This is a genomic window from Paraburkholderia sp. BR10954 (assembly GCF_040965775.1).
In the GTDB taxonomy this organism is placed as follows: Bacteria; Pseudomonadota; Gammaproteobacteria; order Burkholderiales; family Burkholderiaceae; genus Paraburkholderia; species Paraburkholderia youngii.
Genome location: NZ_JBFRCK010000006.1, coordinates 219,821 through 242,321 on the forward strand (window position 1 = coordinate 219,821; position 22,501 = coordinate 242,321).

General features: G+C 62.3%; 19 protein-coding genes and 1 pseudogene. 12 read left to right on the top strand and 8 right to left on the bottom strand.

Going from position 1 to position 22,501, the window contains the following annotated elements:
* The first annotated feature begins 35 nt into the window (after nucleotides 1-35).
* From AB4Y34_RS12100 to AB4Y34_RS12115, 4 genes are all read left to right on the top strand, one after another.
* Nucleotides 36-1,742, top strand: coding sequence for an alpha/beta fold hydrolase (locus AB4Y34_RS12100; protein WP_368716125.1), 1,707 nt, complete (start codon nucleotides 36-38; stop codon nucleotides 1,740-1,742).
* Between the two features lie 65 nt (nucleotides 1,743-1,807).
* Nucleotides 1,808-2,230 (top strand): TIGR01841 family phasin, encoded by a 423-nt coding sequence (gene phaP, locus AB4Y34_RS12105; RefSeq protein WP_368716126.1) that lies wholly within the window; start codon nucleotides 1,808-1,810, stop codon nucleotides 2,228-2,230.
* Nucleotides 2,231-2,356: 126 nt separating this feature from the next.
* A complete protein-coding gene (phaZ, locus tag AB4Y34_RS12110; RefSeq protein ID WP_368716127.1) occupies nucleotides 2,357-3,160 on the top strand; it encodes a poly(3-hydroxyalkanoate) depolymerase in 804 nt (267 codons plus the stop codon).
* A 140-nt stretch (nucleotides 3,161-3,300) separates the two neighbouring features.
* On the top strand, nucleotides 3,301-4,479 hold the full coding sequence (locus AB4Y34_RS12115) for a DUF445 domain-containing protein (protein ID WP_368716128.1): 1,179 nt from the start codon (nucleotides 3,301-3,303) through the stop codon (nucleotides 4,477-4,479).
* 13 nt (nucleotides 4,480-4,492) lie between these two features.
* On the opposite strand, the gene AB4Y34_RS12120 is transcribed toward AB4Y34_RS12115, so the two are convergent.
* Nucleotides 4,493-7,264: a LuxR C-terminal-related transcriptional regulator gene (locus AB4Y34_RS12120; RefSeq protein ID WP_368716129.1), complete on the bottom strand. Its 2,772-nt coding sequence runs from the start codon at nucleotides 7,262-7,264 to the stop codon at nucleotides 4,493-4,495.
* 266 nt (nucleotides 7,265-7,530) lie between these two features.
* Between AB4Y34_RS12120 and AB4Y34_RS12125 the strand changes: the two genes are divergently transcribed.
* The 4 genes from AB4Y34_RS12125 (at nucleotide 7,531) to AB4Y34_RS12140 (ending at nucleotide 11,709) form a co-directional block, all read left to right on the top strand.
* Nucleotides 7,531-8,490, top strand: a complete 960-nt coding sequence (locus AB4Y34_RS12125; RefSeq protein WP_368716130.1) for an FAD-binding protein — start codon at nucleotides 7,531-7,533, stop codon at nucleotides 8,488-8,490.
* A 14-nt stretch (nucleotides 8,491-8,504) separates the two neighbouring features.
* Complete coding sequence (locus AB4Y34_RS12130) at nucleotides 8,505-10,289, top strand: acyl-CoA dehydrogenase C-terminal domain-containing protein (RefSeq protein WP_368716131.1); 1,785 nt, start codon at nucleotides 8,505-8,507, stop codon at nucleotides 10,287-10,289.
* Between the two features lie 59 nt (nucleotides 10,290-10,348).
* A complete protein-coding gene (locus tag AB4Y34_RS12135; protein WP_368599509.1) occupies nucleotides 10,349-11,110 on the top strand; it encodes an OmpW family protein in 762 nt (253 codons plus the stop codon).
* A 155-nt stretch (nucleotides 11,111-11,265) separates the two neighbouring features.
* Complete coding sequence (locus AB4Y34_RS12140) at nucleotides 11,266-11,709, top strand: hypothetical protein (RefSeq protein ID WP_368716200.1); 444 nt, start codon at nucleotides 11,266-11,268, stop codon at nucleotides 11,707-11,709.
* A gap of 47 nt (nucleotides 11,710-11,756) precedes the next feature.
* Here AB4Y34_RS12140 and AB4Y34_RS12145 read toward each other — a convergent pair whose 3' ends face one another.
* The 4 genes and pseudogenes from AB4Y34_RS12145 to AB4Y34_RS12160 form a co-directional block, all read right to left on the bottom strand.
* A complete protein-coding gene (locus tag AB4Y34_RS12145) occupies nucleotides 11,757-12,092 on the bottom strand; it encodes a hypothetical protein (protein ID WP_368716132.1) in 336 nt (111 codons plus the stop codon).
* Nucleotides 12,089-14,416 (bottom strand): nitric-oxide reductase large subunit, encoded by a 2,328-nt coding sequence (locus tag AB4Y34_RS12150; protein WP_368716133.1) that lies wholly within the window; start codon nucleotides 14,414-14,416, stop codon nucleotides 12,089-12,091. The genes AB4Y34_RS12145 and AB4Y34_RS12150 overlap by 4 nt, the downstream gene beginning before the upstream one ends.
* A 434-nt stretch (nucleotides 14,417-14,850) precedes the next feature.
* A pseudogene (locus AB4Y34_RS12155) lies at nucleotides 14,851-15,146 on the bottom strand (ATP-binding protein).
* Between the two features lie 14 nt (nucleotides 15,147-15,160).
* Nucleotides 15,161-15,553, bottom strand: coding sequence for a histidine kinase dimerization/phospho-acceptor domain-containing protein (locus tag AB4Y34_RS12160; protein WP_368716134.1), 393 nt, complete (start codon nucleotides 15,551-15,553; stop codon nucleotides 15,161-15,163).
* A 240-nt stretch (nucleotides 15,554-15,793) separates the two neighbouring features.
* Between AB4Y34_RS12160 and AB4Y34_RS12165 the strand changes: the two genes are divergently transcribed.
* The gene (locus AB4Y34_RS12165) at nucleotides 15,794-16,312 is read left to right on the top strand and encodes a TetR/AcrR family transcriptional regulator (RefSeq protein ID WP_368716135.1); all 519 of its coding nucleotides are present in this window, start codon (nucleotides 15,794-15,796) and stop codon (nucleotides 16,310-16,312) included.
* A 38-nt stretch (nucleotides 16,313-16,350) separates the two neighbouring features.
* Here AB4Y34_RS12165 and AB4Y34_RS12170 read toward each other — a convergent pair whose 3' ends face one another.
* A complete protein-coding gene (locus tag AB4Y34_RS12170) occupies nucleotides 16,351-17,295 on the bottom strand; it encodes a LysR family transcriptional regulator (protein WP_368716136.1) in 945 nt (314 codons plus the stop codon).
* Between the two features lie 527 nt (nucleotides 17,296-17,822).
* Here AB4Y34_RS12170 and AB4Y34_RS12175 point away from each other — a divergent pair.
* Nucleotides 17,823-18,530 carry a response regulator transcription factor gene (locus tag AB4Y34_RS12175; protein ID WP_368716201.1) on the top strand — a complete coding sequence of 236 codons (708 nt, stop codon included), beginning with the start codon at nucleotides 17,823-17,825 and terminating at the stop codon, nucleotides 18,528-18,530.
* On the opposite strand, the gene AB4Y34_RS12180 is transcribed toward AB4Y34_RS12175, so the two are convergent.
* Entirely contained in the window at nucleotides 18,524-19,543 is a 1,020-nt protein-coding gene (locus AB4Y34_RS12180) for an AraC family transcriptional regulator (protein ID WP_368716137.1), read from the bottom strand. The two genes, AB4Y34_RS12175 and AB4Y34_RS12180, sit on opposite strands and share 7 nt — an antisense overlap.
* Nucleotides 19,544-19,677: 134 nt before the next feature.
* The gene (locus AB4Y34_RS12185; RefSeq protein ID WP_176365831.1) at nucleotides 19,678-20,049 is read right to left on the bottom strand and encodes a response regulator transcription factor; all 372 of its coding nucleotides are present in this window, start codon (nucleotides 20,047-20,049) and stop codon (nucleotides 19,678-19,680) included.
* Nucleotides 20,050-20,306: 257 nt separating this feature from the next.
* On the opposite strand from AB4Y34_RS12185, the gene AB4Y34_RS12190 reads away from it, so the two are divergent.
* Both AB4Y34_RS12190 and AB4Y34_RS12195 read left to right on the top strand, forming a co-directional pair.
* Entirely contained in the window at nucleotides 20,307-21,179 is an 873-nt protein-coding gene (locus AB4Y34_RS12190; RefSeq protein WP_368716138.1) for an enoyl-CoA hydratase-related protein, read from the top strand.
* A gap of 90 nt (nucleotides 21,180-21,269) precedes the next feature.
* On the top strand, nucleotides 21,270-22,499 hold the full coding sequence (locus AB4Y34_RS12195; protein ID WP_368716139.1) for a CaiB/BaiF CoA transferase family protein: 1,230 nt from the start codon (nucleotides 21,270-21,272) through the stop codon (nucleotides 22,497-22,499).
* Nucleotides 22,500-22,501 lie beyond the last annotated feature (2 nt).

Below are 22,501 nucleotides of genomic sequence, written 5' to 3' on the forward strand. Positions count from 1 at the left end.
AAGGACGCGCAATGCGTCACACAAGGAGCAAGAAAATGGCGGCAACCGCGAAAAACAATTCGCATAACGAACAGATCGACGATATCTCGGCGTCGGCAACGGAAGGCATGCTCGGCCCCAATCCGTTTGTCGGGCTGCGGCCGTGCGATATCCTGGCCACGGCGCAGCAGATCGGCGCGCAGGCCGTGCGGCAGCCCGCGCTGCTGGTCGAACAGGAAGCGGCGCTCGTGCGTAATCTGCTGGCCGTGCTGGGCGGCAATGCGAAAAGCACGCCGCCCGCAGGCGACAAGCGTTTCGCCGACCCTGCGTGGCAGGACAACACGTGGTATCGCATGGCGCTGCAGGGCTATCTGGTATGGCGCGACGCCCTGAGCGGTTTTGTCGACCGCTCTGCATTGGACCCGAAGAGCAAGGAGCGCGCGCAATTCGTGATGTCGCTCTTCACCGATGCGCTTTCGCCCACGAACACGCTGCTCGGCAACCCGGCTGCGCTCAAGAAGGTCGTCGATTCGGGCGGCGCGAGCCTGATTGGTGGCCTGAAGAACGCCATGTTCGACATGCTGAAGAATCAGGGCATGCCTGCTCAGGTGGACAAGAGCGCCTTCGAGGTGGGCAAGAACCTCGGCACTTCGCCGGGCGCGGTGGTGTTTCGCAACGAAGTGCTGGAGCTGATTCAGTACAAGCCGGCCACGGAGCAGGTCTATGGCCGTCCGCAATTGATCGTGCCGCCGCAGATCAACAAGTTCTACGTGTTCGACCTCTCCGAAGGCAAGAGCATGGTCGACTACCTCGTGAAGAACGAGTTCCAGGTGTTCGCGGTGAGCTGGCGCAATCCCACGGCGGCCCAAAGCCACTGGGACATGGATACGTACGTCTCCGCGCTGCTGGAGGCCATCGAGGCGGTGCGGGACATCACCGGCAGCGACGATGTGAACCTGCACGGCGCATGCTCCGGCGCGATGACGATTTCGGCGCTGCTCGGACACCTCGCGAACCGCGGCGACAAGACGGTCAGCGCCACCACGCTGATGGTCGCCGTGCTGGACAGCACCGCCGATTCGCAGCTTGGCCTCTTCTGCACGCCCGAAGCGATCGCGGCGGCCAAGCAGAACAGCCTTGCGCGCGGCGTGCTCGCGGGCGAGGAGATGGGGCGCGTGTTCGCGTGGATGCGGCCCAACGATCTGGTGTGGAATTACTGGGTCAACAATTACCTGCTGGGCAAGGCGCCGCCCGCGTTCGACATCCTCTACTGGAACAACGATACGACCCGCTTGCCCGCGCGCTTTCACGGCCAGCTGCTCGACATTTTCACGGGCAACCTGTTCAGCAAGCGCCACGCGCTTACGGTGCTCGATACGCCGATCGATCTCTCCGATGTCACGTGCGACACCTACGTGGTGGCGGGCATGACGGATCACATCACACCGTGGAAGGGTGTTTACAACACGGCGCGGACGTTCGGCGGCAAGACGCGCTTCGTGCTCAGCTCGAGCGGTCATATCCAGAGCCTGATCAACCCGCCGGGCAATCCGAAGGCGAAGTACTTCATGAACCCGGAACTGCCTGCGGAGGCGGATGCGTGGCTCGCAAGCGCCACGCCCGAAAAGGACTCGTGGTGGGGCAACTGGCGCGAGTGGCTGGCCAGCCGCTCGGGCGAGCGCCGCAGCGCGCCGGCATCGCTCGGCAACGAGCGTCACGCTGCGCTCGCCGACGCACCGGGAACGTACGTGACCGAGGCCTGATATACGACCCGTCGTTCTTACGCTGTGCATTGTTTTTTCAACGTAGTACTAATGGAGCTTTAATCGTGGAATCTACCAATCCGACTCATCTTTTCGCCGAATACACGAAGGTTCTCGGCCAGTTCCAGCTGCCGGGTGTCGATGTGGCCGCTATTCTCGAATCGCGCCGCAAGGACATCGAGGCGCTGGCCCAGGCCAACAGCGCGGCGCTCGCGGGCGTGCAGTCGCTTGGTCTGAAGCAGGCCGAGATCCTGCGCACGACCATGACCGAGCTGCAATCGCTCGTGGCGAAGCTGGGCGCGCAAGGCGCGGCGCCCGGTGCGAATGCCGGCGAAGTCGTGCAGCAGGCGCTGCATAAGGCGCTCGTCGACATGCAGGAACTCGCGGATACGGCTTACCGTGCGCAGTCGGACAGCATCGCGGTCGTGACGAAGCGTGTGGCCGAGCACGTCGAGGAGCTGAAGGCGCTCCTGCAGCCGAAGAAGTAAGAGGGTACGGCGATGCAAAACGCCGATGTTTCCAATGACGCGCCCCGCAGCGAGACACCCGTGCAAGAGGTCGAGCAGATGAGAGCAGAGGCTTGCAGTCCCGATTCGAGCGGTGGCCCGGCCAGCATGCAGATCCAGACCGTCGACATTGACGGTCAGGTCCTGCGCGTGGGCGTCCGTCACGGCAGCGACGCTTCCCCGCCGCTGCTCCTCTTCAACGGCATCGGCGCGAATCTCGAGCTGGTGGAGCCGTTCGTCGAGGCGCTGGGGGACGTGGGCGTCGTCATCTTCGACGTGCCCGGTGTCGGCGGGTCGCCCGTGCCGCTCGTGCCGTACCGCTTCTCGACGCTTTCCGTGCTTGCGGACAAGCTCCTGACGCGGCTCGGCTACGACGGTCCGGTCGATGTGCTCGGGGTCTCGTGGGGCGGGGCGCTCGCCCAGCAGTTCGCGCGTCTCTACCCCACGCGTTGCCGCAGGCTCATTCTTGCGGCGACGTCGCCGGGCGTCATCATGGTGCCGGCGCGGCTCTCGGTGCTCGCGAAGATGATCGGACCGCGCCGCTACACCGACCGCAGCTATATGAAGCAGGTGGGCGCTGAGATTTATGGCGGTGCTTACCGGCGCGATCGCAGGTTGCTGGAGGAGCATAGCCGGCATATCCATCCGCCGCGCGGCCGCGGCTACCTCTATCAGCTGCTGGCCGCGTCCGGCTGGACCAGCCTGCCGTGGCTCGGTGCGCTGCGTCAGCCCACGCTCGTGATGCACGGCAACGACGACCCCATCGTGCCGCTGACCAACGCGAAAATCCTGGCGGCCCGCATCCGCAACTCGACGCTCTACGTGATCGACGACGGTCACCTGTTCCTGATCGCGCGTGCGAAGGAAGTCGCGCCCGTAGTGCGCCGTTTCCTGCGCGAGGAACTGGCGTGAACGAGTCAGTCAGCGAACAAGTCAGCGCGATGACCGACCGCGACGAAAGCCCGATGAATGCGGCTGACCAGGCACTGGCAGCACGCAAGACGCGGCGTCTCAAACGCATGCAGCGCACCGCGACAAGTCTGCTCGCGGTCGTGTTCGCGGTGCTGCTCGCATGCGTTTTCCTGCAGGCGAAATATCCGTGGCTGGCCGGGCTTCCCTGGCTCAGGGCATTCGCTGAAGCCGGCACGGTGGGTGCCATCGCCGACTGGTATGCGGTGGTCGCGCTGTTCCGGCGGCCGTTCGGCCTGCCGGTTCCGCATAGCGCGATCATTCCACAAAACCAGCAGCGCATTGCGGAGAGCCTCGGCAAGTTCGTCGAGGCCAATTTCCTTGCGCCCGAGCTCATCACGGGCCGCCTGAGCGGTCATAACGCCGCGCAGGCGCTGGCCCTGTGGCTCGCCGAGCCGCGCAACAGCCGCGCCGTCGGCGATGTGGTGGCCGACTCGCTGCCGCGCCTGCTGAACGGCATCGACGACACACAGGTCGAGCAATTCTTCGAGCGCGTGGCCACGCCGCATCTGCGCACGCTCGACGTTTCCCGCGCCATCGGCGAGGTCCTCGAAGTCCTGACCGAAGGCAATCGTCACCAGCCGCTGCTGGACCGGGGGCTGGCAGGACTGGAGCAATGGCTCGCCGCCAACGAGGACCTCATCAAGGCCAAGTTCAGCGAAGCGTCGCGCTACACGCCCGCGCCGCTCGACGCGTATATCGTGAGGAAGTTCGTCGAGGGCATCGTCGCGCTGCTGCATGAAGTGGCCGCGAGCCCGGAGCACGAGCTTCGACACCAGTTCGACGCAGCGGTGCAGGACCTGATCGTCCAGTTACAGCGTTCGCCCGTGTACCGGCGTTTCGGCCGGTCGCTGATGCGCGACTGTCTCCGCCATTTCAGAAACGAGGCCTATGCACAGCGCTTGCTGGACCACGTGCGCGCGCGCGTGATCGCCGATGTCGAACGTGACGATTCCATCGTGCGCGGCGCGCTGGCAGGCGTGTTCGCAACGCTCGGCAGGAGCGTGAGCGAGGAGAGCGCGATCCAGCACAAGCTCAACGCGTGGTGGCTGGAACTGGCGCGCGAGCTGGTGGTGCGCTATCGCCATCGACTCTCGGCGCTGATCACCGACGTCGTGAAGGGCTGGAACGCGCAGGAGGTCAGCGGCAAGATCGAGGCGGAGATAGGCCGCGATCTGCAATACGTGCGGATCAACGGCACATTGGTGGGCGGAATGGTCGGCGTGTTGCTGCATGGGCTCGCGCTCGTCATTGTGATGTGACTCGCCGCACGATTCAGACGCTCCCGACCAACCCCAACGATTGCGCCCGCGCCACCGCCTGCGCGCGTTTGTCCACCGAGAGCTTCACGAAGATGCTCTTCACGTGCGACTTGACGGTCTCCGGCGCGATGCCGAGCGTGCGCGCGATTTCCTTGTTCGACTGGCCGTGCGCAATCAGCCCGATGATGTCGCGCTCGCGCGCACTGAGCGCCTCGCGCTCCGCATTGCGCGCGCGCTTGTCGCCTGGCTGGTACAGTGCGCGGCTGCCGTCCAGCAAACGATCGACGTAGTCCAGCAGCGCCTTCGCTTGCGCCTCGCCGCGCAGCGCTTCGCGCACGGCCTGTAGCAATGGCACGATCTGCGGCCCCTGATCGACGATGGACTGGTAGAGCCCCGCGGGCGCTGCGGCCTTCAAGACTTCGCGAAAGGTCTCGACGGCCCGCGCGCGCTCGCCTGCCGCCATCCAGACGAGCGCGAGCACCGTGCGCAGGCGCAGCGCGAGATAGCAGCCGTGCCGGCACTCGATGGCTTGCAGCGAGGCCGTCAATGTGTCGGCGGCGTCCTGCGTGCGGCCCTGTTCCATCGCGAGATACGCGCGCGCGAGCCCACGGTAGGTGGCGATCTCGGGAGCCGCGGACGTTGCGGCAGCGCTGGCCGCATCCGCAAGCCGGTCGAGCTGCGCCACGCTGGCCGCGGCTTCCACGATGCGGCCTTCGGCGAGGTTGAGCCGCGTGCGTTCGACGAGGGCGCCGGCGCTCAGGCGGTCCCATTTGCGCGCGTAGGCCAATGCCTGCGCCCGATCGATCAACGCATAGGCCTGCACGGTGTCCGAACGCGCCCCGGCGGCGCGGATCAGCATCCGGTAAGCCATCAGCGCGCTGTCGAGCAATACGGCGGCGTCGATCACGGGCATCAGGTCGCTCACCAGCGCCTCGGCTTCGTCCAGCCTGCCTTGCTCGTAGCGCAGCTGCCCGATCATCGGCGCGACCTGTGCGACGGCGATGGACTTCGGGCCGGCATGCTGCTCCGCGAGCCGCATGGCTTCCTGAAAATAGCGCTCGGCCAGCGGGAAGTGCAGTTGCTGCATCTCCACGTGGCCCAGCAGCGTGAGCCGGTAGACCGACGCGAACACGTTGCGCGAGTCTTCCTCGATCGAATACGGAACCCATGGCACCGCGTAGAGCGCTTCCAGATTGCCCGTTTTCCAGTGCGCGAAGCGCACGACGTTGGAGGCCACGTTGGTGGTCCAGATATCGGTCGATGGCCGCTCGAGGCAGGTTTGCGCAAGCGCGAGGCAGGCGTGCGCGTCGTCCTGAAGGGCGGCCACGACGGAGCGGATTGCCTGGCATTCCCAATGAACTGGCTCGGAATCGGTGCTCGATGCATCGGCGCTCGACGCATCGGCGTCTTTCTCGATCGTGTCGAGCATGGCGAGCGCTTCGTCGAAGCGCATGGCGAGCGCCATTCCCCAGGCGATGGCGAGCGTGACCTTGATCTGCGAGCGCATCAGGTGCGCCGGGAACTGCCGCTGCCAGCCGAGCAGCGTGAGCAGGTCGCCTTTCGTCACCAGCGCCATGGCGCAGCGGCCAATCAGCGTTACCGCCTCTTCGGTATCGCCCGCGGCGATGGCATGCCTGACCGCGTCGGTCCATTGCGCCTCCTGCGCGTACCACTGGCAGGCGCGGCGATGCAGGTCGGCGACCTCGTCGCGGTGCTGCGTTTGCAGGCGACGGTGCAGGTATTCGCCCATCAGATGATGGAAGCGGAACCAGCTGCCGTCGAGATCGAGCGGTTCGAGCAGCAACTGGCGCGCGGCGATCGACTCCAGCATGGCCTGGCTCGTCCTGACGCCGGTGAGCGCCTTGCACAGCGGCGCGCTCAGCCGCTCGAGTATCGAGGTGCGCAGCATGAACTCGACCATACCGCCCGGCAGGCGCTTGACCATGTCCTCCAGATAAGCCGCAAACGGGCGCGATGCGCCCGAGGCCGGCGCGACCTCCGCATACGGCTTATGAGCGGCGCGCGCCAGCACCGATGCGGAAATGCGCAATGCGGCGGCCCATCCCTCGGTGCGGGTAAAGAGCGACTTGATGCTGGATGGATGCAGCTTGCCCGGGCATTCGTGCTCGACAAAGCTTCGCGTTTCGTCGAAGTCGAAGCGCAACGTGGAGGCGTCGAGCTCCAGCAGGCTGTTGCGGGCTCGCAGGCGGCCGAGCGGCAGCGGCGGGTCGGTGCGCGTGCAGATCACCACGTGGACGTGCGACGGCGCGTTTTCGACCAGAAACGACACCGCGTCGTGGATGGCCGGCAGGCTGATCAGATGGAAGTCGTCGAGGAAGATGCAGACCTCGTCGGCGACCTCGACGAGCTCGTTGATGAGCGTCGAGACGATCGCCTGCGCGGGCACCAGCGACGCCGCTGTCGTGAGCCCGATGGCCGACGCGCCGACGTTGTCGCACGCCTGCTGCAGGGCCTGCGCGAGGTGATAGAGGAAGCGCGCGGGCTCGTCGTCTTCGCTGTCGAGCGACAGCCACGCCACCAGTACACCCTCCCTGCGCAAGCGCTCGAGCCAGGTCAGCGCAAGCGAGGTCTTGCCGAAGCCCGCCGGGGCCTTGATGACGGTGAGACGTTTGTTCTCGGCCTCCCCGGCGAGGCAGACGAGGCGCGGACGGTCGATCAGGCCCGCGGGCAGCCGGGGCGGAAAGATCTTCGTCGCGAGCAAAAGTGGAGGTCTGGCCGCGCATGGCCCTCCAGTCACCGCTCCTGACGCTTCGGTCACATGCATGGGCTGCTCCGTGTCAGCGGGTTCGCCCCGGCTGCGTCCCCTGTTTTTCGATGGGTCACCCCTGTATGGGGGATATTGCACCGCGTCAGCCTGAGAGACCATGGCATCTAATGAAGCGGACGGAAAAATGATAGCCCAACTGCTACGAAGCTGGTGCGGTTGAGCGCGACGAATTACGTTGCAGCGCACAAGGCCCCAGCGTATGAAGCACGGAGAACAGTTCGTTATCCAGACGATTGGATTGATCTAAAGGAGCGGAGCAGGCAATGAAAGTACTTGTACCAGTCAAGCGCGTCGTCGATGCAAAGGTGAGAGTGCGCGTGAAAGCCGACGGCAGCGGTGCGGATATCGCAAACGTGAGGTTCTCGATGAACCCCTTCGACGAGATCAGCGTGGAGGAGGCCGTTCGCCTGAAAGATGCCGGCGCCGCGACGGAAGTGGTCGCCGTGTCCTGCGGCGTGCAGGGCTGCCAGGAAACGCTGCTGGCCGAAAATCTCGCGGCGCTCGTCGTGAAGGTCGCGCCTGAATATAGCCACGTGCTCGCGCCAGCCACCACGACCGCAAAGAACGTGATGCCCCGCGTCGCCGCGCTGCTCGATGTCGCGCAAGTCTCGGACATCATCGCCGTCGAATCCGCCGATACGTTCGTGCGCCCCATCTACGCGGGCAACATTCTCGCGACCGTGCGCAGCGCCGACCGCATCAAGGTCATTACCGTGCGTACGACGGCCTTCGACGCCGCGAGCACGCAAGGCGGCGGCGCTGTCGTCGAACCGCTGGAGCCGGCGCCTGAAATGCCCGGGGCCCGTTTCGTGAGCCAGCAACTGACACGCTCCGAGCGGCCGGAGCTGACCGCTGCGCGACGCGTGGTTTCAGGCGGACGCGGGATGGCGTCCGGGGAGAACTTTGCGCTGCTCGAAGATATCGCCGGCAAGCTTGGCGCAGCGGTGGGCGCTTCGCGCGCGGCGGTCGACGCGGGGTTCGTGCCCAACGACTATCAGGTGGGGCAGACCGGCAAGGTGATCGCGCCGCAACTCTACGTCGCGGTGGGCATTTCGGGTGCGATCCAGCATCTGGCCGGCATGAAGGACTCGAAGGTGATCGTTGCGATCAACAAGGATGAGGAAGCGCCGATTTTCCAGGTCTGCGATTACTGGATCGTCGGCGACCTTTTCAAGGTGCTGCCCGAACTCTCGCACGAACTGGACAAACTGCAGCAAGGCTGACGGAGGAGCCGACCATGACGACCTATATTGCCCCCCTGCGCGACATGCGCTTTGTGATGAACGAACTGGCTGGCCTCGAGGCGATCGCGGCATTGCCCGGTTTCGATGACGTCTCGCCGGAACTCGCCGATGCCGTGCTCGACGAGGCGGCGAAGTTTGCGACCGAAGTGCTTGATCCCCTCAACAAGCCCGGCGACGCGCAGGGTGCGCGCCTGACCGGGCATGGTGTGGCTGCTGCCGACGGATTCGCGCGTGCCTATGAGCAGTATGTTTCGGGCGGCTGGTGCGGCCTCGCCGGAGACCCGGAATTCGGCGGACAGGGCTTGCCTGAACTGATGCATGCAGCCGCGGTGGAGATGTGGAATTCATCGAACATGGCATTCGCGCTGTGCCCGATGCTCACGGCGGGCGCAACGGAGGCGATCCGCCTGCACGGTTCGCAGACGCTGAAGGAGCGCTATTTGCCGAATCTCGTGAGCGGCGAATGGACCGGCACGATGAACCTGACCGAGCCACAAGCCGGCTCGGACCTCGCGGCGGTGCGAACGAAAGCCGTGCCTGAGGGGGAGCACTATCGTATCCACGGCCAGAAGATCTTCATCACGTGGGGCGATCACGACATGACCGGCAACGTGATCCACCTCGTGCTCGCGCGCCTGCCTGACGCGCCCGAAGGCGTGCGCGGCATCTCGCTCTTCCTCGTACCAAAGTTCCTGCTGAACGACGACGGCACGCCCGGCGCCAACAACGACGTGCGCTGCATCTCTCTTGAGCACAAGCTCGGCATTCATGCGAGCCCGACTTGCGTGATGAGCTTCGGCGAAAACGGCGGCGCGATCGGTTACCTGGTCGGCCAGGAGAACAAGGGCCTGGCGCACATGTTCACGATGATGAACGAAGCGCGCCAGAAGGTGGGTATCCAGGGCCTCGCGATGGCGGAGCGCGCCTGGCAGCAGGCCCGCGAATACGCGAAGGAACGCGTGCAGGGGCGCCTCGCGAGCGGCAAGTCGCCCAACGCGGTGGCGATCGTGCATCACCCGGACGTGCGCCGCATGCTGATGACGATGAAGGCGCAGGTCGAAGCGATGCGGGCCTTTGCCTACGTGATGGCAAGCGACATGGATCGTGCGCACCGGCATCCCGACGGCGACGAGCGTGCGGGTCACCAGGCTCGCATCGATCTGCTGATTCCGGTGCTCAAGGGCTGGTGTACCGAACTGGGTGTCGAGATCGCGTCGATGGGAGTGCAGGTGCATGGCGGCATGGGCTACATCGAAGAAACGGGCGCTTGCCAGTTCCTGCGCGATGCGCGGATCGCGACGATCTACGAAGGCACGACCGGCATTCAGGCGGCAGATCTGGCCGGCCGCAAGCTGGCGGCCGATGGCGGCGCGGCAATGGCAGCGCTGATTGCACAGCTGAGCGAAGTCCTGCCCGCACTGGAGCGCAACGCCGATGCGCAAGTCGTATCGATCGGCACGCGTTTTGCCGCGGCCGTGCAGGTACTCGAAGACGCTACCGCCTGGATGCTGGGCGCGTTCGCCAAAGACGCCGACGAAGCACTCGGCAGTTCGGCGGATTACCTGATGCTCGTGGGCTATGTGTGCGGCGGCTGGCAGATGGCGCGCGCGGCGGCGGTGGCGTCGCAGAAGCTGGCGGCGCAGGAAGATCCGGAGTTCTATCAAGCCAAGCTCGCCACCGCACGGTTCTACGCGGAAAAGATCCTGCCCAAAGCGTCTGCGTTGCTGGAGGCGATCAAGGCCGGCACATCTGGCGCGGTCGTCATCGAACAGCTGTAAAGCAGTTGCACTGAATTTTCAGAAACATTCGTTGAACTCAATTCGGAATCCATATCAAAATGAAAGTGAAGAAATTCGTATGTCTCGCCCTGATACCCGGGGCGATATGCAGTAGCGCGATGGCCCAGAGTGCGGGCAGCCTCATCACCAGCGTGGGCGGGGCGTGGCTCGACTTCGGGCAATCGTCGGCGACGCCCATGACAAGCACCACGGCGTTCGGCACCTATACTTCGCCGGGCACGGGCGGGCAGATCCACAATACGTTCACCGCCGAACTCTCGATGACGTATTTCGTCACGGACCACATCGCGCTCGATCTGGCGAGCGGCATACCGCCCAAGCTCAAGCTCTATGCGCAGGGCAGGGTGACGCCAGTCGGGCCGAGCGGTCCGGGGCTCGACCTGGGCAACCTGCAGCCGCTCGCCACCACGCGATCATGGCCGCCGATCCTCTTCGTGAAGTATTACCTTGGGGATGCGCAGTCGAAATTCCGGCCGTTCGCGGGCGTGGGCGTGAATTACACATGGTATTCCCATACCGAACTCAACTCGACTTTTAGCGGCGCATTGCAGCAGTTCGCCGGGCCGGGCAGCCATGTCGAGAGTTCCTTGAGTCCGTCATGGAATCCAGCGTTCAATGCGGGCGCCTCGTACAATTTCAGCAAGAACTGGTACGCCACGGCGTCGGTCACCTATTTGCCGCTCAAGACGAATGCGACAGTGACGGCCTATGCTGCCAATGGACAGCCTGCGCTCACGAACAAGACGCGAATCACTGCGAATCCATGGATTACGTTCGTGGGAGTTGGATACCGATTTTGATCAGACTGGATGCGCGACTCGTTCGGCCCGGCGCTCGCGCCCCTTCCATCGACATGGATAAGCGGCTAACACCATTGTGCAATTGAGTTGCGGACCGCTTTGCGCTTAAGCTTCTATTGCTGGTCGAGCCGGCGAGCCGATTGTTCAAGGAGAAGATGCTCGTGAAAGTCTCTCATTTGCCTCGATGCGTCGCCCTCGGCGCAGCGTTCGTCTCGAATACGATTTATGCACAGGAGATCGGCGCCAGCCTCGATTGCCATCTCGGTCCCCACACGTTCATCGAGCAATTGGTCGATGAAAACGAGATCGATCCTGTACCCATGAAAGTGTCGGCCAACTCGGTCAACGCGTACCGGCTCAGGCCGAATCAGAACTTGACGGCACTCGGATTCGAGGTGCGGACCGTCTTCGGATTTTCCCCGAACGATGACATGTTCACCCAGAAAATCAGCGAAGGTGAAACGCCCCATCGCGTCTATGGTGTCGTCGTCATGGCAGGGAAAGAGGCGGTCAGCGAACGCATTCGCGAAACGGGTGGCCCGGCGACGGTAAGGGAAGTCATGCCGCTCGTCATGACGGCGGTCATTTGTGACAAATAGCCTTGCCCCGAACACCTCAAACCCCCTGAATCATTCCCGCCGGCCGGTCAAAATGGCGGGTGACACTCGAAGGTCAACTCCGTTCCTTGTTGTTCCAGTTCGCGCCCGCTGCGTATGAAATCGAACCGGGTGCCGACCTGCATGCCGCGTTTGGTGCAGTAGTCACTGGCGCTGCTGACGGCCTTTCGATATGCGCTGACCCACGACAGTCGAGCGCCCCGCGTACTGGCGGTGACGGTAAACACATTCGGCTTGTCGGTAGCGGCGACATCCGAAGTGCTCGTGCAGGCCGCCAGTGATAGGACACAGGCGGCGAGCGACGAGCAGATGAGCGGATTTTGCAATCCGCTCCGGGCGATACCCAACAGGTCAAGGCTGCTCACAGCGACTGCTCGGATGCGACGGTCGCAGACGGTGCCTCGGCAATGGCCGCTGCGCGCTGCGCAAGAATCTTGACAATAAAGTCCCAGGCCATCAACAGGGCACCCACGGCGAACACGATGTCACCCGGCATGCGCATCCACTGCCAGAAGGTGGTGGTGCTGTAGAACTCGAGGCTTCGCGCATACGCATAGCCGTGCGTGTAAACCGCCAGCAGTTGCGGCCAGCCAACCGGGTAGAAGTTCATCGCGATCCACATTACGAGGCCGGCGTTGTAGAGCCAGAATGCCCACACGCCGCAGCGGTCGCTCCACGCGCGATGGCCGTTCAAATAGCGCAGGACCATGTAGATCAGACCAATGGCGAGCAACCCGAAGGCGCCGAACATCGACGTATGCGCGTGGTTCAGCGTGAGGAAGGTGCCATGCTCGTAATAGTTGACCAGCGGCGCATTGAGCGTGCCGCCGCCGAACACCCCGGCGCCCACGAAGTTCCAGAATGCAGACCCGAGAATGTAGAGATAGGCAAGTCGATACGGGAAATCCTTTTCATGCTGGATGTGACGCTGCTGCTCGATGGCTTCCAGCACCAGCAGGAACAGCGGCAAGACCTCGAGGAACGAGAACATGCTGCCGAAACTCACCCAGAGGCTTGGTTCGCCTGCCCAGTACATATGATGGCCAGTGCCGAGCACCCCGCCAACCATAATGAGGATCCATTCGAATAGCACTGCGCGCTCAACCATCTGCCGCGACACCAGTTCCAGCGCCATGAGGAAGTAGCCGGTCACCGCTGCTGCGAACAACTCGAAGGCAAGCTCGACCCAGAGGTGCACGACCCACCAGCGCCAGAACTCGGTGATCGAGAAAGACGGGTTGGGCGAGCCGAACGGAATCATGCCGAATACATAGAGCACCGTGACGCTCAGCGTGGCGGCCCAGAGAAGATGCTCGATGCGGAACAGGCCGTAGAGCGTTCCGCCGCTTTGCCTGAACAGGGCCTTGAGGGTGGGCCCGAATGCACGCAGCAACACCAGACACCAGACGGCGAGACCAGCAAAGAAGAGAACTTGCCAGAAGCGGCCCAGTTCGAGATACGACAGTCCCTGATTGCCGAACCAGAACCAGTGTGCACGGATGACGCCCATCACACCGAGGTAGTCGCCGATCAGCGCCCCAGCCACAATGACTACCAGTACCCAGAAAATGAGGTTCACCAACGCACGCTGCCCGGCAGGTTCACGCTTGCCGATCAAGGGCGCGAGGAAGAGGCCCCCGGCGATCCAGCTCACACCGATCCACACGATCGGCGCCTGCAGGTGCACGCTGCGCAAGGCGGCAAACGGCAGCCACTTGTCCACTTCGATGCCGTAAAAGCTGGTGCGATCGGTGTAGTAGTGCGCCATGATCGAACCCGCGAGGATCTGTACCAGCAGGACACCGGCCACCACCAGGAAATACTTCCAGAGCGCACGCTGGCTGGGGGTGGGTTCCCTGAAGCCTCGCAGCACCGGTTCGAAGGTTTCGGTCCCGGCCTTGGGCTCGATCCAGAGGCGAAAGATCATCAGGATGGCGCCGATCGCGAAGAATATCATCGTGAACGAAATCCACGTCCACTGGAACGTGGCAGCGGTGGGCGAGTTACCGACCAGGGGCTCGGGCGGCCAGTTGATGGTCCATGAGTAGTCCTTGCCGGGCCGGCGTGCGACGGTCGTGAGCGACGAATACAGGATGAAGCTCGCGGTTTGCGTGGCGGTGGATGCGTCGAGCGAACGTGCCCCTGTATAGCCTTGTGCAAAGTTGTCGTTGAGCAGCGCTGCGCTGATGCGTGGTCGCAGCGCCTGAATCGCCTGAGCCACGCTGTCCGGAAGCACAACCTGCTGCTGACTCAGATCGATGCCCTGAAGTTGTGCCTGCATGGTACGCGTGACGCTTGCCTGCTGATCGGCCGTCGCGGCGTCAAACGACTTGCCGTAGCGAGATAACGCCAGATTGTTTCGCACCTCCTTCGCCAGCTCGACGAGGTACCTGGCGGTGAAATCTTCGCCAAAGTAGGACCCCATGCCATACAGGCTGCCGAAATCCATCAGATCGGCTTGCTGAAATCCCGACTTGCCCGCGACGATGTCGGCGTAGCTCATCACCGGTGCGCGGTTGGGCGCGACCATCTGCTGTGGCAGTGGCGCTGCCTGCTGATAGGTGGCGCGCGTTGCCAGGATCATTCCCACCCAGCAGAGCGCGGTGACCACGATGAAAACCCAGATCAGGACCCGGCTCGTGCGATCTTGCGGACAACGATTGCCCGCGGTGAGCGGCTTTGCATTCATGGTTCCATTCCTTCGCGAAATGCCCGAGCGCAGTCTTCGGCGATCGAATACTCGTTTGCGATTCCGAGTAATCAATCCTTTGCGGCTGCCAAGTGGCGGATTGGATAGATCTGGAGTGTGATTGGTTTCAATTTCAACAAGTGATAAGGAGTCCAAATGCAGGTGATAGCAATTGACCTCCGGCGCCACGAGAACCGTGCAGCACCCGGAGCGGATATCATCATGTCGCAATTGCGAAAACAAGAAAATCGTACCAACGGCTCGCGCAGTCCCCCAGAAGGGTAGTGGGATCATACATGTGTATGTTGGGAGTCGTTCCGGGTTAGAAAAACGAGTTGCACGTTTCAGTCCGGTTGCGACGGTACGATTCGGATGGCTATGAATTCATTGCGGGGGAGTTGTCATTGCGTGGCGGCGCGCCGAGCCACCACGATTCACTCAGCGTTGGCGCTTGCTTCAATCACGGGCAATCGACATTGAAACGTTGCACCGTGCCCGGCGTTGTTGAATGCCAATATGATTCCGCCATGTGCGTCGATGATCGAACGGCACATCGCGAGGCCTATCCCTTTGCCACCGCGTTTCGTCGTAAAAAAGCGTCGAACAACCGATAGGCATGCTCGGGCGCGATTCCGATGCCGGTATCGCGCACGCTGACGATCAGAAATCCGCCGGTTTCCATGCACGATTCGATCAGGAGCTCGCGCGGCCTGTCATCGATGTCGGCCATGGCCTGAATGCCATTCAGGATGAGGTTGATGAAAACCTTCGCAGCGAGACGCGGTGGTTCGATACGTCGTGACCAACGAGGGGTATCACGTCATGAACTAGGTCGTTTAGCTCCAGTCGTGTCGCTTGCAGGGCAGACGGAGTCGCGAGGCTGCAAATGGACTGGACGATTTCGCTCGCACGCTGCCCGAGGCCAATGATGTTTTGCACGCTGGCCGTCGCCTCCTCGTATGCCGGTGTCTCGCGATTGAGCCATCGCAGGCATGCTTCACCGTGTGCGACGATCGCGCCGAGCGGTTGATTGACTTCGTGGCCGATGTACGCGCTCAGCTGGCCGAGCAGAACGAATGGATCGGCACGCTTGCGCTCGTCCTTATTGCGCATGTTCAATTGGACATTGGCGTTCATTTTTGTCTTCGCTTGACAGAAGTCCCGATACACGGGAGCGGGGGTGTCGTCGGGAGGGGCAAGGGCATTTTCGCTGTGCGGCACTACCTTCATCCTCGGTTGAATGCGGATCCGGCATGGACGCACGTAACTGAACGCGTTCCGTTGCAATAGCGCCCGCAGTTCCATGATGTCAAGAAAGACCCTGCCGGCGGTGTTCTTGCGCCATGCCGGCCCGACAACTCTCAATGAACGTACAACTTGAGCAAACGTACCCCTGGAAGCGGCAGTCTGAGCCGCGCGAAGACACCCGAAGACAAGGCGAAGGTCAGGCAGGCATTTGTCGACGCCGGCCGCCGGCTGCTGGCGCGAGAAGACGCGTCCCAGGTCTCGCTTCGCCGCATAGCGTCCGAGGCGAGCTATTCGCCAGCGTCCATTTACCAGTACTTCGATGATCAACGGGCGCTGTTCGTCGCGGTTCGCGAAGACGATCTCACGGCTGCGGCGGAATACTTCGAGGAGGTGGCGTCGTGTGACGTTGACGCGTTATTCGACGCGCTGCCGGAGCCGCCGTTACCCAATCGGTTTGCCGGGGACACCCTGATCACAGCAATCTACGATGTGGTGCTCGTGCCTCGCACGACTCCGACGAAGCGTTGGTCCGACACCTGCATGATGGTCGAACTGACCATCGACGCGATCATCGACAACTGGGTCTCTGGCAGGGGGCGAGACGGCCATACCAGACGCAGTCTCTCAATGAAGCGCAAGCCGCGGTAGGCGCTATCGCCGTGCCGGACCGCCTGTCTGCGGCAGGCTCACGCCACCTGCAAATCACTCGTGTTGTAGAGAACCAGTTGATCGTTCTTGCTGGATTCAGCAAAACTGCCTTTCAGATGTTCAACCCACGTTCTCACCTTTGCGTCGAGAAACATCTTCGACGCAAAGAGTGCGTAGATGTCAACGTGTTCAAACTGGCAGGCAGGCAGTATGTGCACGAGGCGTCCATCGCGGAACGCATCAACGGCTGCATGCAGCGGCAGTAAGCCCACTCCCATCCCAAGTTCGAGGGCATTGGCAAGCGAAGATTGCGAACTGATGCACAGCCCGGGTTGAACGGAAACCGTTTCGCAGCCGTTTGACCCTTGCGACGTCAATTCGACGTTGTCCGACCAGGAGGGGGCGAGACAAACGAGACTATGGTTCGAAAGGTCCGCGAGCCTGTTGATCATCGGATGCACGTCGAGATAGTTTGGAGACGCGCACATCACGCTGTAGGAACTGCCAAGACGCGTACCGATAAGCGAAGAGTCGCGCAGCACCTCGGTCGCCACGACGGCCATGTCGAATTCACCGGCGAGAAGGTTGACCGGAGAGTCCGATAGCGTCAGCCCAACCTGCACGGACGGATGCCGCTCCCGATAGGATCTCACTGCGGGCACCAAATAGTGTTGCGCAAGCGATTGGGAGGCGTGAACCCTAAGGCAGCCTGTTGGACTGATGTGAATCGATTTGGCTTCAGCTTCTGCTTCGTCCAGGGCTTCGAGAATCGAGTGGCAACGCGCCAGATAGCGCTTGCCCGCGGGCGTCAAGGCAATCCGCCGCGTCGTGCGATGCAGGAGTCGCGTGGCAAGATGCTGCTCGAGGTCGAAAATGAGCCGCGAGACTGAACCCGTACTCATGTTCAGCTCCCGAGCCGCCAACGTATAGCTTGCGCCGTCGGCCACACGCTCAAAAATCCGCATGCTCTTCAACAAATCCATAATCGTCTCTCCGCTCCGGACTTCAGTCCAAACCTCGATGAAAACCCTTTCGAAGGTTCGAGCCATCCATGTCGATTCGTACCGGATAAAAGGTAACGTAGAGGCGTTCTGGTTACAAATGTGGGATCGGTTGTGGAAATCACGTGATAGGCCAGGTGAATCATACGTTCGTATAAACGTGCGGAATGAAGGTTCGCTGCTATGCAGCGATTTCCCGCCAAGCGAAACGAGACACCTTGCTATGGCGCGTGTAGACCGGACTTTCGACCATGAATGGCATGCTCAGACCATCCAGACCGTGGGGGCAAGGATATTCTCACGATACCGGACCGCATTCGCCAATACGGGGCGCGGCTGCGCCCGGTAACGTGGAATCGGTTTGCCTGTGAGTGGGGATGCCGAGCGTAGCGGTTCGCAAGTCAGGGGATGAGCGATCAAGTTCGGTAAGCGAACGGCGTGACTGTCCCGAGGCCGCGCCGGGTCTGCGTTGGGCCGTATCACAGTTGCTGCCGGTGCGGGAGAACGAGATGCGTGCTGAGCCGGTTTCGGCTGTTACGAACATGAACCCTGCCGACGGTCTGGTCTCGATGGTATACGTGATCGACGACGACGAGGCGATGCGCATTGCGCTCGTGGACCTGTTGCATTCAATAGGGCTACGCGCTCAGGCGTTCCCGTCCTGCCGCGAATTTTCGGCATGCCATAAGGAGGGCGTACCGAGTTGCCTGATTCTGGACGTCAGGTTGCACGGTGAGACTGGGCTCGCATTCCAGGATGAACTCGTGAAGAGCGGTATTCGGATGCCAATCATCTTCATGACCGGGTATGGCGACGTCGCCATGTCGGTGAAGGCGATGAAAGCCGGCGCAGTGGACTTTCTCCCTAAGCCTTTCCGCGACCAGGACATGCTGGACGCGGTCACCGATGCGTTGGCTTGCGATAACGAACGGCTCGCGTCCCAACGGGCGCTAGCCGCGCTACGCGCTTGCTACGATTCATTGAAGCCTCGGGAGCAGCAGGTGATGCTGTTCGTCGTGGATGGACTGATGAACAAGGAAATTGCCAGCCAGTTGAAGCTCAGCGAAATCACCGTCAAAATTCATCGATCTCAGGTCATGAGAAAAATGGCCGCGCGCTCGGTCGCGGATCTCGTCAGAATGAGTGCAGCGCTTGGCATAGAGACGCCAAAAGGCAAGCCTGCATGGGTGGCGTGGGACGCGCAGGAAAGCTATTGATCTTCATCGCTTTTAGCGGCATTTCGGGCCGCTGTGTCGCTCGAATCGGTGCCTCTGTGCATACGCAATTGTTGCGGCGTAACACCCATTCTTCTGCGCATCACGCGGGTGAAGTGCGACGCATCCGCGAAGCCAGCGCGGCGCCCAATTTCACCCACCGTCATCCGCGAGAAAATCTTCGATTCGAGCATCCGCAGCGCACAAATCATCCTCGCGTCGAGCAATTGATCGGCGAAGGTCTGCTGGCATCCCGCCAGCGCTCGATGTAGTGTGCGCACGGAGATGCCGAGCGAGTCGGCAACAGCTTCGGCGGTCAGACCATGCTCGTGGCAGCGCTGGGCGAGGCAGTCGCTCACGCGATCCCGCAACGATCGCTCGGCAGGCTTGCTGTGGGGCTCTTGACCGCTCATCTCATGGGCGATGAGCGCGAGCAGGGCGCCCACCTGATCGGCGAGCACGCTGTGCGGGATAGGCGCGTTCGCAACCGCATCAGGCAACAGCTGGACCAGGTAGGCGGCAAGGGCGGCGCCCCAGTTGGAATTACCCGGAATGCGCCGACCAACAAGAGAGCCAACGTCGGGAATCCAACGTTTGAGCCACTCAACGGGAACGCCGATGTTGAGAAATTCGTACCAACGCACGAGATCAATGCCGCAATTGAGGTCCGAATCGACGAGTACGAGGTCGCCGGGCGCGAGGCACAGATCGTTGCGATGCGAGACGTGATAGGTGTTATTCAGGCTCATCATCAAGTGATACTGGCGCTTGCCGCTGCGCGCCAGTTCGCTGCGTCCCCGGCCGCAGGTGTGCGGAGTGCCCGACTGCCGCACGACCGTCAGCGGACCACAGGCCACCACAGTCATGTTCGCTTCGAACTCGCGTGGATTGCTTGCCCGGACATACAGGGGGATCATTGCCGAGGTCAGCACATCCGCCCAGACGTCAAGGCGTTGGGGGGCAGGCAGGTCACGGGTCGACCACCGCGCGACCTCTGCAATTCCACTGCCGTTCATGAGCGAATCCCCTAGGTTGGGTGGGAAAAGGGCTGCCACGCCGCCACAAGAAGTATAGGCGCTAGCCTCGACGAGGTTGCGTAGCGGATTGCGGCGTTGTAGCGAAATCCTTACTACAGGATCGCGAGGAAAGGCTAAGGCTGACGTAAAGCATGGTTCAGCCACCGCTCCAGCTCGTCGGGGTCCATCGGCTTTTCGAGCAAGGCAAACGCGCCGGTCGCGAGAACTTCGGCGCGCAGAGAGGCAGTTGGACCCGCGGTGATGAAAACGACGGGAGGCGCGAGTCCCAGTTCGAGAAGGCGGCTATACATCGCCAACCCGGACATACCCGGCATCTTGATGTCCGAGATGAGGAATGCCGTGTTGTGAACGTCCTCTGAATCCAGGAATTGCTCCGCGGAATCGAATGCCCGCACGATCCACCCGAATGCTTGCACGAGGCGCGCAGTCGCCGAGCGGAAAGGCTCATTGTCATCGACGATGGAAACGACCTGGGGCGCACGCATGCAGCGATCCCTCAACTAGCTTTGCTCAGTGAGCGCTACGCAATCGTGCATCAGTACCAGGCTGCGAGCCAAGCAATGAAGATTGTTCGTTGGTGTGATCGGCTTACACCAAAGTATGACTCGCCTGGCACATCGTATGGGCAGCGCTGGTGCATGCCATCGAGACTTCGCCCGCGGAATTGCAGTCCGTTCGATTCTCCTACCGTCGAGTTGATCACGGTACGGGAAAATCGGGCGGATTAGTGCGTAGATAGTGAGTGACCGGCAATCGCGGTGGTGGTGAAATTGTCCACGAGTTGAACAATTCGTGTGGAATCCACAGACTCATGGAAAAGACACTTGCACAACAATCGTTCGAAACGATTGTCTATGAACAGCGCAACGCTGCCGCTGTCATCACGCTGAATCGCCCCGAGGTCCTCAATGCGCTGAACCAGAAAGCCATCCGTGAATTGAAAGCGGCATTCGAATGCGCGCGGGACGATGCGCGCATTGGCGGCGTCATCGTGACCGGTGCAGGCGATCGTGCATTCATTGCGGGAGCGGACATCGGCGAACTGGCCACCGCAACGCCTGTCGAGGCCGTGCATGCAGCACGCGCCGGACAGGCTTTGCTCGATCTCGTCGATAACCTGGGTAAGCCTGTCATCGCGGCAGTCAATGGTCTCGCGCTCGGCGGCGGATGTGAAACGGCGTTGGCGTGCACGATCCGTCTGGCAACCCCTAACGCGAGATTCGGGCAGCCCGAGATCAGGCTCGGTCTCATTCCCGGCTTCGGCGGAACGCAGCGCCTTCCTCGCGTGGTGGGCAAAAGCGTTGCCCTGCAACTCATCCTCACTGGCGAAATGATTCCGGCAGAAGAAGCACTGCGCATCGGGCTCGTGAGCGAAATCGTCGAGCCATCGAAATTGATCGGCCGCGCGCAAGAGATCCTCGCGAGGATCAACGCGAATGCGCCGCTTTCGGTGCGCCATGCGATCGCGGCTGTCAATCGCGGTCTCGATGGCTCGCTCTCCGAGGGACTTGCGCTCGAAGCGGCCTTGTTTGGGGTATGTGCCTCCACCGACGACAAGACGGAAGGCACGAAAGCCTTCCTGGAAAAACGGCCTCCGAAGTTCACAGCTCGATAAAACGCGGCTCTCGCCACTCCGTTCGCCATCGGCTGCGCCGCGCGCGCAAGCTATGGGAAGCGGGCAGATCAAAATCATGGAGGTGACTCGATGAACGTCGGCAATCACATCTTCTCCGGTTTGAAGGTGCTCGACCTTGCGAGCTACATTGCGGGCCCTGCCGCGACGACGATCCTTGCCGACTTCGGCGCCGACGTGATCAAGGTCGAACCGCCGGGCACCGGGGACGTCTACCGCTACTTTTCGGCGATGCCGCCGAACCCGACGAGTGACGTCAACTATGCATGGCAACTGACGAACCGCAACAAGCGCGGCATTGCGATCGACCTGAAGAAGTCCGACGCCAAAGAAGTGCTGCATCGCCTCGTGCGCTGGGCCGACGTGGTCGTCGTGAACTTCCCGCCGCGCGTCAAGGCGTCGCTCGGCTGCACTTACGAGGACTTCGCGCCGCTCAACGACAAGCTCATCTACGCCGACGTCACGGGGTATGGCTCCGAAGGCCCGGAGGCCGACACGCCCGGATTCGATGTCACCGCATACTGGGCGCGCTCCGGCCTGATGGAAGTCACGCATGACGCCGGCAGTCCGCCGACGCTACCGATCCCGGGCATTGGCGACCACGCGACGGCCACGACGCTCTATGCGGCGATCGTAACCGCGCTCTACGTGCGCGCGACGACCGGCAAGGGCAGCCATGTCTCGACCTCGCTGATCGCCAACGGCATCTGGGCCGCGGGCGCGTGGGTCGAAGGCGGCCTGAACGGCGGCCACTTCTTCGCACAGCACGACCGCAAGTCGCCGCCCAATGCGCTGCTCAATCCTTACCAGACCGCCGACAAGCGCTGGATTCTGCTCGTTGCGGCGCAGCGCAAGGACTGGCCGGGCTTCTGCAAGGCGATCGGCAAGCCCGACTTGCTGGAGGACCCGCGCTTCCTCGACGAAAACCGCATCGCCAACTCCGCACATCTGGTCGAGATTCTCGATCCGATGTTCGCGAGCCGGCCGCTCGCGTACTGGAAGCAGGTGCTCGGTGCCGGCCGCGTGATCTTCGGTGTCGTTCAGGTCGCGAGAGAAATCATCGACGACCCGCAATTGCCGGCCAACGGGATCGTCGTACCGCTCGCGCAGCCCGGCGGGAAGGAAGCCCGCACCGTCAGCAGCCCGTTTCAGGTGTTCGGCTCGCCGAAAGTGAAGCCCACGGCGGCCCCGCAACTCGGTGAACACGGTGCGCAGATCCTGCAGGAACTGGGGTTCGGCGAAGCCGATATCACACGGCTGAACGATGCGGGCGCGGTCGCACGATTCAAGGGCGCGTCGTGAGC

What these genes read in the sequence shown, in the direction of transcription:
- AB4Y34_RS12100 (WP_368716125.1), top strand. Translation starts at nt 36, where the DNA reads ATGGCGGCAACCGCGAAAAACAATTCGCATAACGAACAGATCGACGAT.
- phaZ (WP_368716127.1), top strand. Translation starts at nt 2,357, where the DNA reads ATGCAGATCCAGACCGTCGACATTGACGGTCAGGTCCTGCGCGTGGGC.
- AB4Y34_RS12120 (WP_368716129.1), bottom strand. Translation starts at nt 7,264, where the DNA reads ATGCATGTGACCGAAGCGTCAGGAGCGGTGACTGGAGGGCCATGCGCG.
- AB4Y34_RS12125 (WP_368716130.1), top strand. Translation starts at nt 7,531, where the DNA reads ATGAAAGTACTTGTACCAGTCAAGCGCGTCGTCGATGCAAAGGTGAGA.
- AB4Y34_RS12130 (WP_368716131.1), top strand. Translation starts at nt 8,505, where the DNA reads ATGACGACCTATATTGCCCCCCTGCGCGACATGCGCTTTGTGATGAAC.
- AB4Y34_RS12135 (WP_368599509.1), top strand. Translation starts at nt 10,349, where the DNA reads ATGAAAGTGAAGAAATTCGTATGTCTCGCCCTGATACCCGGGGCGATA.
- AB4Y34_RS12140 (WP_368716200.1), top strand. Translation starts at nt 11,266, where the DNA reads ATGCTCGTGAAAGTCTCTCATTTGCCTCGATGCGTCGCCCTCGGCGCA.
- AB4Y34_RS12150 (WP_368716133.1), bottom strand. Translation starts at nt 14,416, where the DNA reads ATGAATGCAAAGCCGCTCACCGCGGGCAATCGTTGTCCGCAAGATCGC.
- AB4Y34_RS12160 (WP_368716134.1), bottom strand. Translation starts at nt 15,553, where the DNA reads ATGAACGCCAATGTCCAATTGAACATGCGCAATAAGGACGAGCGCAAG.
- AB4Y34_RS12170 (WP_368716136.1), bottom strand. Translation starts at nt 17,295, where the DNA reads ATGGATTTGTTGAAGAGCATGCGGATTTTTGAGCGTGTGGCCGACGGC.
- AB4Y34_RS12175 (WP_368716201.1), top strand. Translation starts at nt 17,823, where the DNA reads ATGCGTGCTGAGCCGGTTTCGGCTGTTACGAACATGAACCCTGCCGAC.
- AB4Y34_RS12180 (WP_368716137.1), bottom strand. Translation starts at nt 19,543, where the DNA reads ATGAACGGCAGTGGAATTGCAGAGGTCGCGCGGTGGTCGACCCGTGAC.
- AB4Y34_RS12185 (WP_176365831.1), bottom strand. Translation starts at nt 20,049, where the DNA reads ATGCGTGCGCCCCAGGTCGTTTCCATCGTCGATGACAATGAGCCTTTC.
- AB4Y34_RS12195 (WP_368716139.1), top strand. Translation starts at nt 21,270, where the DNA reads ATGAACGTCGGCAATCACATCTTCTCCGGTTTGAAGGTGCTCGACCTT.